General features: G+C 44.6%; 16 protein-coding genes. 4 read left to right on the forward strand and 12 right to left on the reverse strand.

Translation table 11 applies throughout. The annotated features are described in order from the left end of the window. Positions 1 to 561 (forward strand): formate dehydrogenase accessory sulfurtransferase FdhD (fdhD, locus tag HZC12_07130; protein MBI5026486.1); only part of this gene is annotated, 561 nt, incomplete at its 5' end. A gap of 32 nt (positions 562 to 593) precedes the next feature. On the opposite strand, the gene HZC12_07135 is transcribed toward fdhD, so the two are convergent. The 8 genes from HZC12_07135 to HZC12_07170 all read right to left on the reverse strand — a co-directional run bounded on the left by HZC12_07135 (position 594) and on the right by HZC12_07170 (position 9,919). Next, positions 594 to 1,973, reverse strand: a complete 1,380-nt coding sequence (locus tag HZC12_07135) for a sigma-54-dependent Fis family transcriptional regulator (protein ID MBI5026487.1) — start codon at positions 1,971 to 1,973, stop codon at positions 594 to 596. Beyond that, entirely contained in the window at positions 1,954 to 3,594 is a 1,641-nt protein-coding gene (locus tag HZC12_07140; protein ID MBI5026488.1) for a PAS domain S-box protein, read from the reverse strand. The genes HZC12_07135 and HZC12_07140 overlap by 20 nt, the downstream gene beginning before the upstream one ends. Before the next feature lie 2 nt (positions 3,595 to 3,596). After that, complete coding sequence (locus tag HZC12_07145) at positions 3,597 to 4,805, reverse strand: type II secretion system F family protein (GenBank protein MBI5026489.1); 1,209 nt, start codon at positions 4,803 to 4,805, stop codon at positions 3,597 to 3,599. 3 nt (positions 4,806 to 4,808) lie between these two features. Next, entirely contained in the window at positions 4,809 to 5,900 is a 1,092-nt protein-coding gene (locus tag HZC12_07150; GenBank protein ID MBI5026490.1) for a type IV pilus twitching motility protein PilT, read from the reverse strand. 98 nt (positions 5,901 to 5,998) lie between these two features. Beyond that, complete coding sequence (pilB, locus tag HZC12_07155) at positions 5,999 to 7,708, reverse strand: type IV-A pilus assembly ATPase PilB (GenBank protein ID MBI5026491.1); 1,710 nt, start codon at positions 7,706 to 7,708, stop codon at positions 5,999 to 6,001. A 127-nt stretch (positions 7,709 to 7,835) separates the two neighbouring features. Continuing rightward, positions 7,836 to 9,272, reverse strand: coding sequence for an aldehyde dehydrogenase family protein (locus tag HZC12_07160; GenBank protein ID MBI5026492.1), 1,437 nt, complete (start codon positions 9,270 to 9,272; stop codon positions 7,836 to 7,838). Between the two features lie 52 nt (positions 9,273 to 9,324). Then, positions 9,325 to 9,735: a type II toxin-antitoxin system VapC family toxin gene (locus tag HZC12_07165; protein ID MBI5026493.1), complete on the reverse strand. Its 411-nt coding sequence runs from the start codon at positions 9,733 to 9,735 to the stop codon at positions 9,325 to 9,327. Further along, positions 9,725 to 9,919 (reverse strand): type II toxin-antitoxin system VapB family antitoxin, encoded by a 195-nt coding sequence (locus HZC12_07170; GenBank protein ID MBI5026494.1) that lies wholly within the window; start codon positions 9,917 to 9,919, stop codon positions 9,725 to 9,727. Before HZC12_07170 ends, HZC12_07165 begins: the two co-directional genes overlap by 11 nt. 151 nt (positions 9,920 to 10,070) lie before the next feature. On the opposite strand from HZC12_07170, the gene HZC12_07175 reads away from it, so the two are divergent. Next, positions 10,071 to 10,322: a transposase gene (locus HZC12_07175; protein ID MBI5026495.1), complete on the forward strand. Its 252-nt coding sequence runs from the start codon at positions 10,071 to 10,073 to the stop codon at positions 10,320 to 10,322. 242 nt (positions 10,323 to 10,564) lie between these two features. On the opposite strand, the gene HZC12_07180 is transcribed toward HZC12_07175, so the two are convergent. The 4 genes from HZC12_07180 to HZC12_07195 are packed head-to-tail and all read right to left on the reverse strand — an operon-like array spanning position 10,565 to position 14,303. Next, positions 10,565 to 11,527: a hypothetical protein gene (locus HZC12_07180; protein MBI5026496.1), complete on the reverse strand. Its 963-nt coding sequence runs from the start codon at positions 11,525 to 11,527 to the stop codon at positions 10,565 to 10,567. Positions 11,528 to 11,537: 10 nt separating this feature from the next. Then, the gene (locus HZC12_07185) at positions 11,538 to 13,622 is read right to left on the reverse strand and encodes a hypothetical protein (protein MBI5026497.1); all 2,085 of its coding nucleotides are present in this window, start codon (positions 13,620 to 13,622) and stop codon (positions 11,538 to 11,540) included. 44 nt (positions 13,623 to 13,666) lie between these two features. Continuing rightward, the gene (locus HZC12_07190; GenBank protein ID MBI5026498.1) at positions 13,667 to 14,077 is read right to left on the reverse strand and encodes a PIN domain-containing protein; all 411 of its coding nucleotides are present in this window, start codon (positions 14,075 to 14,077) and stop codon (positions 13,667 to 13,669) included. After that, complete coding sequence (locus HZC12_07195; protein ID MBI5026499.1) at positions 14,070 to 14,303, reverse strand: AbrB/MazE/SpoVT family DNA-binding domain-containing protein; 234 nt, start codon at positions 14,301 to 14,303, stop codon at positions 14,070 to 14,072. Before HZC12_07195 ends, HZC12_07190 begins: the two co-directional genes overlap by 8 nt. A gap of 880 nt (positions 14,304 to 15,183) precedes the next feature. Here HZC12_07195 and HZC12_07200 point away from each other — a divergent pair. Then, complete coding sequence (locus HZC12_07200; GenBank protein MBI5026500.1) at positions 15,184 to 16,140, forward strand: sulfite exporter TauE/SafE family protein; 957 nt, start codon at positions 15,184 to 15,186, stop codon at positions 16,138 to 16,140. A 119-nt stretch (positions 16,141 to 16,259) separates the two neighbouring features. Then, positions 16,260 to 17,242, forward strand: a 983-nt coding sequence (locus HZC12_07205; GenBank protein ID MBI5026501.1) for an LL-diaminopimelate aminotransferase, incomplete at its 3' end; no start/stop codon positions are given.

The raw sequence follows: 17,242 nt of genomic DNA on the forward strand, positions 1-17,242 counted from the left end.
AGGCTCGAGATTTTCTATAAGGATGAAGAAATAGAGGCCCATCTGCCTGTTGATATGCCGGAGGCTGTTCCAACCTTTACCTCGGGCTGTGCTAAAGGGATAACCTTTGCCGGAGACCCGCTTCTGGAGGAGTATCCTGTAATCCAGGATGATTTAAAGATTAAAACCGAAACTGTATTTGGACTTTATAGCGAATTTCAAAAACAGTCACATCTCTACAGGACAACAGGTGGCGCTCACAGCGCAGCCATCTGCGATGAGCGAGGAATCATTGCCTTTGCCGAAGACATTGGCAGACACAATGCAGTTGACAAGATAATTGGCTATTGTTTCTTGGAGAATGTACCGATGAATGGCAAAATCTTACTCTTAAGTGGCCGGCTTTCTTCTGAGATTGTCGGTAAAGCAGCAAGGGCAAAGGTACCAGTCCTTGTAAGCCGAACAGCCCCAACTACCATGGCCATAGATATCGCCAGAAGAGTAAATATAACACTGATTGGATTTCTCAGGGGGCATCGGCTTAATGTCTACAGCCACCCCGAAAGGATCATGGGAAGTTAAGGTTTTACTTCCTATTTCCTATTTCCCATTTCCTATTTCCTACTTCTATCTATCCCGTACTTTTTTAATTTGTGCCTGAATGACCTGAAAGAGAGATTTAAAAGCTTAGCAGCCTCGGTTTTTACGCCTTTGCTCTGTTCAAGGGCATTAAGGAGGTACTCCTTTTCTATATCTTCAATTATCCTTTCGAGGTTTACAACACCTGCAGGCATTGACACAGTCGGAGCTACAGGCTCGATCTTTAATGATTTTATTTCCTCAGGGAGATGCTCTACACCAATAACCTCGCCTTCGCTCAATAAAACGCTCCTCTCTATAATATTTTCAAGTTCTCTAACATTGCCCCTCCAGGGATAATTTATTAAAACCTCCATTGCATCTGGAGATATATCTTTAGGGCCTTTAGAATATTTTTTCAGAAAATGCTCTATAAGGACAGGGATGTCTTCTTTTCTTCTTCTCAGCGGCGGTATTTTTATTGATAGCACATTTAGCCTGAAATAAAGATCCTCCCTGAAAAGTCCCTGTGTTACTGTCTCCTTAAGGTCCTTATTGGTCGCAGTGATTATTCTCACATCAACCTTGATATCGGCTGTGCCACCCAACCTCCGGAATGTCCCGTCTTCAATAACCCTGAGTATCTTTGCCTGAAGGCCAAACGGCATTTCTCCTATCTCGTCGAGAAAGAGGGTTCCCCTATCAGCAAATTCGAAGAGACCCTGTTTATTTGAAACTGCACCTGTAAATGCTCCTTTCATGTAGCCAAAAAGCTCGCTTTCGAGGAGGCCTTCCGGGATTGCAGCACAATTTATTGCAACAAATGTCCTTTCTTTCCTGATGCTGAGATTATGGATAGCCCTGGCAACAAGCTCTTTCCCTGAACCTGACTCTCCCTCTATGAGCACATTGGCATCGCTCGGAGCAATCTTTTTTATCAGAGAGAAAAGCTCCTGCATCTGAGGGCTTTTGCCTATGATATTGTCTAAGGAATAATAAGTCTCTAACTGCTCCTTGAGTAAGGATACCTCTTCTTTTAGCTTTCTCTTTTCAAGGGCATTCCTTACAATAAGCCTTATTTCATCCATCTTGAAGGGTTTCTGAATATAGTCAAAGGCCCCGAGTTTCATTGCCTCTATTGCTGACTCTGTGGTCCCAAAGGCAGTAATTAGAACAACGACGGTCTCTGGTGAAAGCTCCTTGGTTGTCTTAAGGATATCAAGGCCTCCTATCTTCGGCATCCTCAGGTCAGTGATTACAAGATCATAGATGTCTTTTTTAAGGGCATTTATCCCAGAGGGGCCTCCATCGCACAGGGTTACATCATACCCTTCACCCCCCAGAAGGATTCCGAGAACCTCCCTCATGCCCTTTTCATCTTCGACTACTAAGATCTTACCCTTTGACTTTTCCATTATCCTTTACAGGGAGCACAACCTTAAAAGTCGTCCCTGAACCTGCTTTGCTCTGGACAGTAATCCTGCCTCCATGTTCTTCTACAATCCTCTGCGCTATGGAAAGGCCGAGTCCAGTGCCTTTATCCTTGGTTGTAAAGAACGGATAAAATATTTTCTCCATATCCTCTTTGCTTATACCCACACCTGTATCGCTAAAACTAATTTCTACTATATCATTTTTTCTTTCAGTAGAAATAGTTATCTCTCCCTTATCCTGTATGGCATCTATCGCATTTATACCTAAATTCAAAAAAACCTGTCTCAATTGCTGCAAGTCTCCCCTGATAAATAACTCCCCGTTTAAATGTTCGTCGATCTTTATGTTCTTATTGGCAGATTCTGAACTGTGTAAAAGCGTAATTGTGTCTTTCAGAGATTGGTTGAGGTCAAACACTTCTTCGCCTGGAGGCTTTGGCCTTGCATAAAGCAGGAAATCGGTTATTATTGCGTTGAGCCTGTCCATTTCAGATGAAGCTATATCCATAAGTTGCTGGCCATGCTGAGGGGCAACTTTTCCCTCTCTCAACATTTCTATCGAGCCTTTAAGCGATGCTATGGGGTTTCTGAGTTCATGCGCAATCCATGCCGAGAGTTCTCCAATTGCCGCCCATTTCTCCTTTTTCCTGACCTCTGCCTCCATCATCCTTAAATTCGTGAGGTCCTGAAAAATGCCGATCGCCCCTATAGGCCTTCCACTGCTGTCTGTCAATGTTGAAAAACCCATGCCTATAATTATTCTTTCGCCTTCTTTCAATATTTCACCTTCCAATCTTCCAGCAGGGCTGTCAAAGTTTTTTGAATTGCCAAGCAGTTTTTGTTCCAACCTGATATCCTCTAAAAAAGGGGATATCTCCTCTGGCCTTCTGCCGATAACACCTGAAAGGGTTTTGCCTGTTATCCTCCGTGCAGCCTCATTAAATGTAGCAATCCTTCCATTTAAATCCATTGTAAAAAGTCCGCTCGGAATGCTCTCTATAACATCCCTGCTAAATGCCTTCAGGTCTCTTAAGTCTATGTCTTTTTCCTCGAGCCTCACCGTAACCTTGCGCAATCTCTCGGAGAGGTAACCGCTGAGATAAGCAACGAGATAGAATGCAGTTATATGAGCAAATATATTGTAAAAAAAATCTCTTTCTGAGAGAGAGCCGTAAACAGGGATTTGCAATACATTATAAAACTGGAAGTTGATAAGCAGGCCGTAAAGGATACTGCTGATGGTTGCTGCCACCACACTCGCACGTCGGTTCAGTACAATGCTTGCAGAAATAATGCTCAGAAGCAGTATGAAGGAAAACCAGCTCTCAATGCCTCCTGTTAAATATATGAGGGCTATTCCGGCAATAATATCCCCTGTAATCTGGATGTAGGCAAATAACGTGATTTTCTTTGTCCGCTTTATTGCAAGGGCATAAGCTATGGTCATTGCGTAGAGAATAACTATAAGATAAGAAATTGCCTTTGGATAAAGGAGTTTACTGTATCCTATCTGAAGGACATAAAGGGAACCTAAAAGGATTGTAACAAACAAGGCCCTGATAAATATCAGGGCCTTGAGCCTTTTTATTATGTCTTCATTCACCTTTACTTTATAAGGGTGATGAGCTTGAATATAGGCAGGTACATAGCAACAACTATAAAACCAATAGTGGCGCCGAGGAAGACCATGATCATGGGCTCCAGCATAGCAGTCAGGTTCGCAACAGCATTATCCACTTCATCATCGTAGAAATCTGCAATCTTTGATAGCATATTATCTAAAGCACCTGTGGACTCTCCAACAGCAATCATCTGGGTCACCATCGGGGGAAATACCTTTGCCGCGGTAAGAGGTTCAGCGAGGGTTTTACCTTCAGATACCCCTTTTCTAACAGCAAGGACCGCTCCTTCTATTACCTTGTTGCCGGCAGTTTTCGCGGTAATCTCAAGGCCGTCAAGGATTGGCACACCGCTGCTTATAAGCGTCCCGAGTGTCCTTGTAAATTTAGCAACCGCAACTTTTTTGATGAGGATTCCAAATATAGGTAACTTCATGAGTATGGAATCAATTACCTTTTTGCCCTGTTGAGTCCTGCGGAATTGAATCAAAGCAATTACAAAAGCAATGATGGCTCCAAGGATTATCAAGCCTCCAATGCCACCGAGGAACTTGCTCATACCGATAATAATCCTTGTCGGTAAGGGAAGGATCCCGCCAAGCTGGGCAAACATCTTTGCAAACACGGGAACCACAGCAACCATAATTATAATAATAACTATTATTGCCACTGCTACTATGACCGAGGGGTATATCATAGCGCCCTTGACCTTTTTCTTGAGCTTCATTGCCTTCTCTATATAGCTGGCGAGCCTGTTGAGAATCGTATCGAGGATACCGCCTGTCTCACCTGCTGCAACCATATTCACATAAAGCTCGCTAAACATCCTGGGGTGTCGCTTAAGGGCATCGGCATAAGTAGCGCCTGACTCCACATCCCCCTTTACTTCAGAAATAACTTTTGCAAGGGCCTTGTTCTCAGTTTGTTTGGAAAGGATTTCCAGGGCCTGGACAAGTGGCAGCCCCGCATCAATCATTGTTGCAAACTGCCTTGTAAAAATAACTATATCTTTATCCTTTGCCTTTCCGCCAAAGGGGAGCCGGAATAAAGCCTTGGGCTTGGGACTTACAACCGTAGGGACTATGCTCTGCCTTCTGAGATAGGCCATAACCTCTTCTTTGGAATTTGCCGTCATCTCTCCAGATTGGATAGTCCCTTTTATAGTCTTCCCTGACCACTGAAATACTGTTGGCATACTTTACCTCCTTGTAGCAGTAGTAGCTGATGCCCTTTGTATCATACTTAAGAGTTCCTCCGGAATAGACGACCTTCCAAGGGCATCCTCATAGGTTATTAAACCTTTGGTATATAATTCAAATAAAGACTGATTCATTGTCTGCATACCGAATTTTGCCTGCCCGGCCTGCATCATTGAGTACAACTGGTGGATCTTGTCTTCCCTTATCAGGTTTCTAATAGCTGGATTTGGTATGAGAATTTCCACTGCCAGGGCCCTTCCCCTGCCACCCTTTTTGGTAATAAGCTGTTGGGCCAGTATTCCTTCCAGGACAAAAGAAAGTTGAACCCTTATCTGCTCTTGCTGATGTGGTGGAAAGACATCAATTATACGGTTTATGGTTTGTACAGCGGAGTTAGTGTGAAGCGTCGCAAGGGTGAGATGGCCTGTTTCAGATACCGTAAGGGCAGCCTCTATGGTTTCGAGGTCTCTCATCTCGCCGATAAGGACAACATCAGGGTCCTGCCTCAAAATATACTTGAGGGCTGCCTTAAAGGAGAATGTATCTGCATTTACTTCCCTCTGATTGACAAGGCATTTCCTATTGCTGTGAAGGTATTCTATGGGGTCTTCTACTGTTACTATATGTTCCTGTCTTTCTGCATTAATCCTGTCAATCATTGCAGCGAGGGTCGTTGACTTCCCACAGCCTGTTGGCCCTGTGACAAGGATAAGGCCCCTCGGTTTTTTCACCATCTCATTAACTATCTCAGGAAGGCCGAGTTCCTGGAAGGTCATTATCCTGAATGGTATGGTTCTGAAGGCGCCGGCAACTGCTCCCCTCTGCATAAATATATTGGCCCTGAATCGGCTCAGGCCCTTTACACCAAAAGACAAATCAAGTTCATTGTGCTCCTCAAACTTGTGTTTCTGAGCATCTGTGAGTATACTGTAACAGAGGGACTTGGTATCAGGAGGAGTCAGAACAGGCTGCTCTTTCATCTCAACAAGTTTTCCATCAACCCTGAGCCTCGGGGGAGTGCCCGTACTAATATGGAGGTCAGTGGCCCCTTTCTCGACCATAATCTTCAACAAATCGTATAGAGTTACCATAACACACTCCGTGAGAATTTAAAATTTAAAATCAGGAATTCCTTTCGCATCAGCGAATCTTCGATAATTTTGACTTTCGATTTTTGCATTTTGATTTTTTAATCTCCAAAGGTTACCCTTAAAACTTCCTCTATTGAGGTCACTCCCTCGCTTACCTTGGTAAGGCCACTCATCCTCAAGGTCTTCATGCCCAGCCTTACGGCTGACTTTTTTATCTCAGAAGCAGCTGCTCCCTCAAGGATTAACTCCTTAATCTCGTCCTTTACAGGCATTACCTCATACAGGGCTATCCTCCCTTTATACCCGGTGCCGCCACAGGCAGGACAACCCTTACCCCTGAAACATTTAACTGTCTTTGCTTCTTCCTCTGTAAAACCAATCTTAACGAGGGCAGATGCAGGAACCTTTTCTTCCTCTTTACACTTCTGGCAGATTTTTCTGCTAAGCCTCTGGGCTACAATAAGGACAACCGATGCCGAGACAAGAAATGGTTCAATGCCCATATTCAGCAGCCTCGATATTGTGCTCGGTGCATCGTTAGTATGCAGGGTGCTGAGAACCAGATGTCCGGTAAGGGCTGCCTTAACTCCGATCTCTGCAGTCTCAAAGTCTCTTATCTCGCCAACCATTATGATGTCAGGGTCCTGCCTCAAGAAAGACCTGAGGGAAGCAGCAAAGGTAAGCCCGATTTCCTCTTTCATCTGAACCTGGTTTATACCCATTAAGTTGTATTCAACAGGGTCTTCTGCTGTTATGATATTTACACCTATTTTATTGATTGTGCTCAAGGCTGAATACAGGGTTGTGGTCTTACCACTTCCTGTTGGCCCGGTGACGAGAATCATGCCATAAGGCACATTGATAGCCTCATTGAATTCCTGGAGCGCCTTGACCTCAAAACCGAGCTTTGTAAGGTCAAGGACGAGACTGCTCTTATCGAGTATCCTCATGACTACCTTTTCGCCAAAAAGTGTCGGCAATGTAGAAACACGAAGGTCTACCTCCCTGTCCTTGATTCTCAGCTTAATTCTTCCATCCTGCGGAAGCCTTCTTTCGGCGATGTCAAGCTGAGACATAATCTTTATTCTTGAGCAGAGTGCAGGTCTGAGTTTCAGCGGAGGCTGCATCACATCATAAAGCACGCCGTCTACCCTGTAGCGAACCCTGAAGACCTTTTCATATGGCTCTATATGGACATCGCTCGCACCCCTGTTTATTGCCTCGGAAAGGATTAAATTAACAAGTTTTACAACAGGAGCCTCTTCAACAGCCTGCTTTAACTCTACAATGTCAACAGACTCTTCTTCTTCATCCTTAACAAAATCAAGCATATCGCCGCCTTCCTGTTTTTTAAGGCTGTCCATGACTGTCTGGAGGGCATCTGACTTGCCGTAATGATGGGCAATTGCCTCGCGTATTGCTGTTTCCGTGGCCACTACTGGCTCAACATTATAGCCCGTCATAAACTTTATATCGTCTATTGCAAAAACATTGGAGGGATCTACCATGGCAATGGTCAGAGTGGCGCCAACCCTTGTCACAGGCATCATCTGATATTTCTGGACTACCTCTATTGGTATGAATTTCGTAACAGAAGGGTCAATCTTATACTCGGAGAGGTCAATAGCAGGAACGCCGTATTGTTTGCTCAGAAATGTTACGAGTTTTCCCTCGTCTAAAAAACCGAGCTTAACTAAAATCGATCCAAGTCGCCCCCCTTCTTTTCTCTGAAGGTCAAGGGCTTTTCTCAACTGCTCTTCACTAATCAACTTATTAGCTATAAGCACCTGACCGAGTTTTCCAGCCATATTTCCCAATTTATAGGAAAATTTATAAAATGTCAACCACTACTTTTAAATAATGTATTTATAACGGTTAGTTTAATTAACAGCCCTTAGAAAATCCTTTAGCTTATACCAACTCCCCCTACATCCTTCAAGTTAGTGTCAGCAATCTCAACACTGTCATTTCCTCAATCGCATACCTGAGACCCTCACGCCCATGCCCTGACTCCTTCACCCCGCCATAGGGCATATGGTCAATCCTGAAAGTAGACACATCATTAATCATTATACCGCCAACCTCTATAGTCTCCCATGCCTTAAATATAAGTCTCTTATCATTGGTAAAAACTCCAGCCTGAAGGCCATAAGGGGTATCGTTCACCATTCTCAGGGCATCATCAAACTCCCTGTACTTTATTACTGTCACAATGGGTGCAAAGGCTTCCATGCAGCTTACCTTCATATCAGGCTCTGTATTGATTAAAACTGTTGGCTCAAAAAAGTTCGGTACGAGTCTCTGACTTTGCTTCCTCCTTCCTCCTGTCAGTATCTTTGCACCCCCATCAACAGCCTCTTTAACCCATGACTCTATCCTCTTTGCCTCTTCATCGCTCACCATAGGCCCCATATCAACAGTCTCATCAAGGGGGTCGCCAACCGTGAGATTCTTCACAAGAGGAAGGAATATCTCCATAAACTTCTCATAGATATCCTCATGCACATAAAGCCTCTGGACAGAAATGCAGTTCTGGCCTGCATTGGTAAAAGCACCATAGACGCATCTCTTAGCAGCATGTTCAATGTCTGCATCTGAATGGACAATAACACCGGCATTTCCACCAAGCTCAAGGACTACCTTTTTCTTAGATACCCTGGCCTTAAGCCTCCATCCAACAGAGGCTCCACCTGTAAAGGAAAGCATCCTTATACGCTCATCATCGAGGAGCTCTTCAGCAACCTTTGAAGACATAGGAAGGATGCTTAAGACCCCATCATTTACCCCGGAATCAACACATATCTCTCCAAGTAGTAAAGCAGTTATCGGCGTCTTGGAGGCAGGTTTTATGATTATTGTATTGCCTGAGGCAAGGGCAGGCGCTATCTTGTGAGCTACGAGGTTGAGCGGGAAATTAAATGGGGTTATCCCTAAGATAGGGCCTATTGGAAACCTCCTCGTTAAAGCCCATCTGCCTTCAAGACCGGGGATTAAATCAAGGGGTATTACCTCGCCCCCAATCCTTTTTGCCTCCTCAGAGGCTATCTCAAAAGTAAGCGCAGCCCTCGCTGCCTCAATGCGTGACTCTTTCAGGGCCTTCCCGACCTCAAGGCTTATGCTCTTTGCAATCTCCTCTTTCCTCTTTTTTATGCCTTCTGAAATAAGGTGTAGAATTTCTGCCCTTTTGTAACCTGGAGTTTTTTTATAAAACTCGAAAGCCGCGTATGCTTCAGCTACAGCCTTTTTTGCATATCCGATGTCTGCAGTGCAGACGTTTCCTATAACCTCGCCATTATAAGGGTTTATAACATCCATCTTTTCCCCTGAATCCACCCACTTACAGCCGAGGAGAAGTTTATACTCTTTGTCCATGGTATCCTCCATAAATAATTAAAATGCTCTAAGCCTCAGACAAACGCAACTTTTACCAGATTTCAAGATAAAAATCTTTGTATGCCCTGATCTGTTCAAAGTCGGTTTTATTTGAGGTTATAACAGTCGCACCATGATTCCTCGCAGTAAGCGCTATCAGGACATCAAAATGCAGGTCTCTCAGTTTCTCAGGAGAAAAACCATTATCCATATACATCTTAGACAGTATTTCACCTGATTCGAGCCAGTTTTTTTCTGTCGGGGTAAGTATCGGGTGATTCTTCGCCAGTGCTGACACGAAACTCTTTTCCATTTCTCTTGTAGCGCCTCGTGCCAATTCAGACAGGACAACAGCAGAGTTCCTTATAAGACCGTTCAGGTTCCGGAAATGATTGGCGAATTTATTTGTTCTCAGGTGATCAATAAAGATTGAAGTGTCAAAGATAATAATCCTATCTGCCATGAGCCTCAAATTTTAATTTTCCGCCATGCTTTGACATCAACTCTTTGAATTTATTGAGGGCAACGACTTCTCTCAAAGCTATATGGACTGCATTGCTTCTGCTCTTTGCACCGAGGACTTTCACCGCTTCATCTGCAAGTTTTGTATCAAGCCTTATAGATGTCATTTTAACGGAAGATTTCATGTATTCGGGCCTCCCTTTGTTTGTATATACATAGATTAATTTATTTATATACAATTGTCAAGTTCTGTCACTGTAGCCGCATTGACTCGTATATCATGTCAAGACCTGACACGGTTATGATGTTATTGACAGGGAACATCCCTTTGAAACAATGTGCAATGAATTGGGAATAAGGCACATATACACTAAGCCCTATAGACCTCAAACCAATGGCAAAATAGAGGCATTTTGGAAGATAATTAAGAACGAATTCTTTTACCCTAACTCGTTTGAGTCTGAGGGAGATCTGATTATGAACCTTGGAAACTTTTTATTTGAATTTAATCATCTGAGAAAACATGGAGGATTGAATTATGAAACACCTTTTGATAAACTCCAGAAAGTTACTGAATTATTGAGATAGTACAGCTGTCCCTATTTATTATACTTTACGCCGAATTCCGGCAGGGTAATGAGGACGTCCTACAATGGCACTACCCAAACTACAAGAGCTGCGTGTGGCGGCCTCGTTAAGGTAGTGCCATTGGGTAGCGTCCCCTTAGTTTCTTAGTTTCGCGCGAATCAAATTAAGGCAAGTGTCCCGCCTCGCTTCCCTGATCCCCCTTGCCCCTCAGGTGTATGGCCGATGCAAGGTTTACGACCTTATTATCTCTGTCGGCGCCAATTACATCTTTCCGTGCTGCCAGGCCATGAACGTTCCTCGACCAATTCATCTGGCGAGATAATTTTGAATACACCCGTTCTACCACTCTCCGGATCTGGCCCAATAGAAACGAATGAGCCGGTTCTCGGTTCAAATCGGTAGGAATACGCGTGATTTCCCTTCGCCGCCCAATACTCGCCAAGCCAGGGGGACCACATGTCCACAGTAAGAGTGAATGACTTCGGCATCCAAAAGCGGTACTCCAGTATTCCATTCCTAATTCGTATTTCATAATAGTGCATTGTCCCGTGGGCAGGGCAGCCGTTCCACCAAATCCCAGGCAGGGAGGCGACGAGTGCTTCCATGTTCCGTCGCCGTTCCTCCGCCTGTCCTTCACGCTCGGTGCTGGCAGCCTTTTCGCGGTTTTCCTTTTGTTGCCGTTCAGCCTTTAACTCCAACCCATATATTCGTGTCCTTACGTCTTGTGCCTCAGGGGCTGACGGCGCCGCAAGGAGATATAACTTGAAACTTTGCATGGCCGCATTAAACTGGCCTGCCTTTTCTTGTACCAGACCGAGATTGAAATAAGCATCCGCCCACCATGGTGCAGCGCGTGCAGCCTTCTTGAATTCAGAAATGGCAGCCATTAGATCGCTTGGCGACTTTGCGATTTCAAAGGCCGCAATCCCTCGTCCCAGGTTTTTCTGTGCCTCCTCAGGCACCGCTGGTGCCGGCTTCACCTTCTGAGCGAGCGCGATGATCTTCTCGCGCAGCGCCTGATCCTTCGCGCTACCTTCAGATGCTGACTGCAATGCAGATACATAATGCGTCAGCGCCTTTCTGAGTTTCCCTGCCTGCTCCGCCTCTTTTGCGAGGGATTCCTCATCGGCGGACAGGGCAACAGAGACGTTAAATGTTGTAAATAATAGGAGCAGTAATACCGGCAATAAGATTTTATTACGCATATCAACCTCCTTATTTAATCTCCTTCATCAGGCTCTGCGCCTGTGTTGGGACATTTGACGCTTTTTGGGCAAGGCCCCGGTACTCATTGAGTTTCGCAGAGGCTTGCTGCTTTTTGGTCTGTCTTACGTCAATCTGTCTTTGCGTTTCGCTCAACTGAGCCTGCTCCTCTTTGAGTTTCCGCTCCCTCTGTTTTTGCAGGTTCTGAATTTCTTTTGTGAGTTTTTCAAACGAGCGCCCTCGCGCAGTCTGAATTGCCTTTTCCTCCTCTTTGAGGATACGGTCGCGGGCAGCATCAATCTTCTTGTTGTCTATGTCATCCTTTAAAAAAACATACCCCTGTTCGTTTAAGCGTTCAATCTCTTTTTTCATACCCTCCATTGTCTGCCGGTTTGCCGTCCTGATTGCCTCTTCTTCCTCTTTGAGGATGCGGTCGCGGGACTGATTCAATGCCTGGCGGAACCTGGCGTCTGTCATGCCCTTCTCAAGAAGGTTGTCTCCGTCTTTATATAATCCCTGCTCCTTCATGCGCATAACTTCTTCGGTCATCTTCTGGACTGAGCGTCCGCGCACTTCCTGTATTGCCGATGCTTCTTGTTTCAGGATTTGCTCTATTTTTTTGACGGCTGCTTTTGCAGATTCCTGGCCTTGCAAGTCTCTCGCCTTTTTTTGCTTCTGAAATCGCTTGACTTCCTTGAGCATTTTATCGAATGACTGTCCACGCAATGATTGAATTGCCTTTTCTTCTTCTTTTAGGACCCGGTCGCGCGCTTTATTTACTTCCTGTTCAAACCATGCGTCAAGCCGCTCTTGTGAAGTTGGGGCAGGTTTTTGGGCGATGCCGTATTGTGCGCGCAATGCTTCCAAAGCCAGATTGCTGCGGAGTTCCTGAATAATGGTATAGCCTTTCACATAGCGGTCCCGCAGGTCTTCCATTTCCATGAAGTACCTGAATCGGGGAGCCAGTTGCAACCATAATGGGCGGTCGGGGTCAGCAGGTATTGGCGGCAGGGGGACCACGATGCGGTCTATGCCGGGCTTCTCGCTTTTTGTCTTAAAGGGCAGGTCTCCGCTTACAACACTCAAATCCACAACATCGCCTTTGGCATTCCTCAAATCAACCACCGATGCAGATACTGGCTGATACATCTGCCGGGGCTGTGTCTTTGTCTCTTCGAGTTTTGATTTCAGTTCCGTGATTTGCTTGTTGATATCAATAATCTGCTGAGCCTGTTTTACGGCGGCTTGCATCAATGTGCTGTAGAATTTCAGCAATGTGCTGTTCTCCAGCCTCTCCCGTCCATAGGGCTTGGGAGGGTCAGGAATCTTCTCAGGACAGGCAACACCCATGCGGTCCCCATTGAGCGCCTTGATGACCTCCTCGCCCAAGTAGCGCACTTCCTCGAGATCGGGAGGGTCCTTGCGCGCTGCGTCTATCGCGCTCAAGGAAATCGTAGCTGCGCAATGGAGCTGTCTCCACGCGGTGCTGATATCGCGGATTTCTTTTGATGGCGCAGCAGATTTTATTTGTAAATCGCCTTCGGGGGTTCCCTTGATGCCGAATGTCCCGGAGCCGCTGCCTTTGAGGCTTCCGGCTGCCTTGTCCCGTTCACGGATGAATTCTTCCTGTTGCTGGCGCGCCTTTTCCTCTTCTTCTTTGCGCCGGCGCTCCAGTTCTTCCTGCTTCTGTTTTCGCTCTGCCCCATCATCATAAGCAGGCGGGGTATAGTCAGGATACTGGTTTGAATCTGAACCGCGTGAGCCAGAAGGACGGCTTGTGTCGGGGCGGGTAGACTCATACCCTCTGGAAGAACACGACATGACATCAACACCGCCACCTGACCTTGACATACTGCTTTTCATTCTGGACCGTGCGCTTTCGCAGGCTGACTGGGATGAGAAAGGACCTTCCGTGCCGGTGGTTCTGGCGCCGATCTTGGAACACCCCGCGCAATACCAGTTGAAATACCAGGTTACTTCGGCTGAGGAATTTAGAGGCAAGAGTAGGGCAGTTGCCCATAATAGACCAAAGGCTATTCTGTGCCCCAGCAGGTTTGACAATGCATTTTTCACTGAGGTTTCCCCTTCGATTGCCATTGCCTTATCGCATGGCTGAAATATGTGACTGCTCTATGATGAAACTACGGCATCCTGACCTTAAGCCCCTCTATCCTTTTAAAATCCTTTTCGTCGTAAGTATAGACTGTTGAGAAGCCCCTTTCTAATCCCCAATATCCCATCACCGCATCGGCAAATTTAATATTTTTGAGTTCGTAGGTTTCGAGGGCTTTTTTGAACACATCTCCCATCTCGATTCTTAATTCAGGGGTATTCAAAATTGCCTCCGCCATTTCTCTGATCGTCTTTCTGTTGAGTTTGTAAATCTTTTCAAGGACAAAAACTATTTCCATAATTGCGACCGGTAAAAGATATAAGGTTATCCCTTCATTTTTTGCTTCTTTAAGCAGTTTTTCAGCAGCCTTCCTCTTATTATCATCGTCTTTAACCAACAGCCTGAGTATTACACTGGTATCTATAAATGCTTTAAGCACGCTCTTTTGCAACCTCCTCGATGGCCTTTTCTCTCATATCTTCGATGCTTATACCGAGATCAGGTAAAGCGCCTATATAGTCGAAAATAGTCTTCCCTTTCTTTAAGACTATCTCACCATCGGTCTTTTCAACGATCAAGGTATCTCCTTCCTTTATATCCAGACTTTTTCTTATCTTTTTAGGAAGGGTTATCTGTCCTTTAGGCAATACCTTTACCGACTGCATATTCAAAACCTCCTACTATATTCTTAAATCCTACTATTTATAATGGTAGTTCAAAATAATATTGTTGTCAAGTTCTTTTTAATCCGATGTAGCGAACACATAAACTGTCCGAGTATTCAAGTATTAAAGGGGTCAGCCCTGCTTTAGACTCTCTCTCCCATTGCTTTAAAAATCTCCTGTCCTCCTTCAGCCTCTTTAGAGTCCTCTTATATTGATGGGTTACACCAGACAGACTCATTCCCCCTATCATTTCCGATATCTCTCTGTTAAATGATGCTGTCTCTTTTTTTGAAAGATATATGAACATCCGCCTCCCGCTTCTTTCTTCAGGTGTATTAATTTCTTCAAGCCCCTTAATTTTATAATATCTGTATATCGCATCTCTTATTTCTTCAATATCGCTGACCCCTCATTTTCTCTCTTCCCTTCATTTTCTCTCTTCCCTTCCAGCCTTAGGCTGAGATTAAAGAGATAAAGGACTATTTATACTTCTCATGAAAAAAGGTTTTGCTTACTCAGAAATCGAAAAAGAGTTTTTGGACAAGCTCTGTGTCCCTTCCCCTTTTCCCAGAAAGACAGAATTAAGAGTTAAGATTTAAGAACTAAGAATCTTAGTTCTTAGCTCTTAGCTCTGCTTTGTTGGAAGTTTATCACAATAAAGTTGACAAAAAAAGCGATAGATGAAAAAGTATTAACCGGGAAAATGCAATTAACCACAGAGGACACAGAGAAAATGGAGTAATGGAGTGTTGGAGTATTGGGGGAAAAAGAACACATCACTCCATTACTCCAATACTCCAAATTATAGCTCTGTGATCTCTGTGGTTTCCTAAATGCATTATCCGGGTTAACCAGGAGCTAACAAATGGATCTTATATACATTCTTTTCCCGGTATCAGGGGTTGAAACATGGGTGTTTATCCCCCCTCTGGTAGCATTAGTCATTTCATTCTTCACCTCAATGGGAGGAGTCTCAGGTGCCTTTCTCCTGCTTCCATTCCAGATGAGTTTTCTCAATTACACCAGCCCATCTGTAAGTGCCACCAATTTCGTCTATAACATTGTCGCAATTCCGAGCGGCGTCTACCGCTATTTCAAGGAAGGCCGTATGGCATGGCCACTTACATGGGTTATTATTATCGGAACGCTTCCAGGTATATTTATTGGATACTATCTCAGGGTTCTGTATCTGCCTGACCCAAAAGCCTTCAACCTCTTTGCAGGCTGCGTGCTGCTTTATATTGGTGTCCGTCTTCTTTATGAGATTTCAGGAAAGGCAAGTAGTAGAAGAGCTAAGATAAATACCCTCAATGAAAAATTTAAGGAAAGAAGCACGCAGTTGAAAGAACAGCAAAATGCCAGAATAGCTGCCGGCCTTCCTCCAGAAGCAATAGTTAAAACGATTTCATCCACTCTGATAAAGATTGAATACGAGTTTTGTGGTGAAAGGTTTTCCTTCAGCACAATAGGCATGTTTATCCTTGCCTTCTTTGTGGGGATTATTGGTGGTGCATATGGAATCGGCGGAGGGGCGATCATTGCACCATTCTGTGTGGCAGTTTTTCACCTGCCGGTTTACACAGTTGCTGGCGCTGCATTGATGGGGACTTTTCTGACTTCTATCTCCGGCGTAGTATTTTACAGCGTTATTCCTGTTAAAGGCGTGGTAACTGCGCCTGACTGGTTACTGGGCTTTCTCTTTGGAATTGGTGGATTTGTCGGCATGTACCTTGGGGCGCGGGCTCAGAAATTTGTTCCACAGAAGTTTATAAAACTTATGTTAGGTGTGATTATTGTCTTTCTTGCCTTGCGATATATTTCACAATATTTTATCTGAAGCTGAAAAAACCTTTAAAACTTGCCCCATTATCCTTATAATAAAAACACAGATAATCACAGATTTACTTGCAAGTGGTCATTTGTGATCCTTATACGGAGGTAAACTTGAGCAGAAAAATTAAGATTGAACTTGCTGAGAGGGTAAAGAATCTTCCACCTTATCTTTTTGCAGCCATTGACAGAATGAAGCAGGAGGCCATTAGCAAAGGCGTTGACCTGATAGACCTGAGCATAGGGGACCCTGATATTGCAACCCCCAGACATATTGTTGAAAAAATGAAGGTTGCAGTTGAAAACCCCAGAAACCACCGCTATCCCTCTTATGAGGGGATGCCCTCTTTCAGAGAGGCGGTCAGAGACTGGTATAAAATGCGTTTCGGGGTATCCCTTAATGCAGACTCAGAAGTCATCTCACTTATCGGTTCCAAAGAGGGGATAGGTCATATCCCTTTGGCATTCATAAATACGGGGGATGTTGCACTTATTCCTTCTCCTGGTTATCCGGTCTATAGCGTTGCAACCATTTTTGCCGGGGGAGAAAGCTACACAATGCCACTGTTAAAAGAAAACCATTTTATCCCGGATTTAAAGGCAATACCTCAGGATATTTTAAAGAGGGCGCGGCTGATGTTTATAAATTATCCAAATAACCCAACATCTGCCATTGTGCAAAAGGAGTTTTTTGAAGAAGTCGTAGAGTTTGCCTTTAAACATAACATCATCGTATGCCATGACGCAGCCTATTCTGAAATTTATTATGACGATTATAAACCACTGAGCTTCCTTCAGATACCAGGGGCAATTGATGTCGGCATGGAGTTCCATTCCCTCTCAAAGACCTATAATATGACAGGCTGGAGAATCGGCTTTGCAGCCGGTAATTCTAAGGTCATTACAGGTCTTGGGAAGATAAAGACAAACCTTGACTCAGGCGTGTTTCAGGCAATACAGGAGGCAGCCATTGCCGCATTCAATACCGATGATTCTATACTTTCAGATATCAGAAAAACATATCAGGACAGAAGAGACGCCCTTTACAATGGATTAAAGGGCCTTGGCTTCCATCTGATAAAACCAAAGGCGACATTCTATCTCTGGGC

This window comes from Nitrospirota bacterium (genome assembly GCA_016214385.1).
GTDB lineage: Bacteria > Nitrospirota > Thermodesulfovibrionia > UBA6902 > JACROP01 > JACROP01.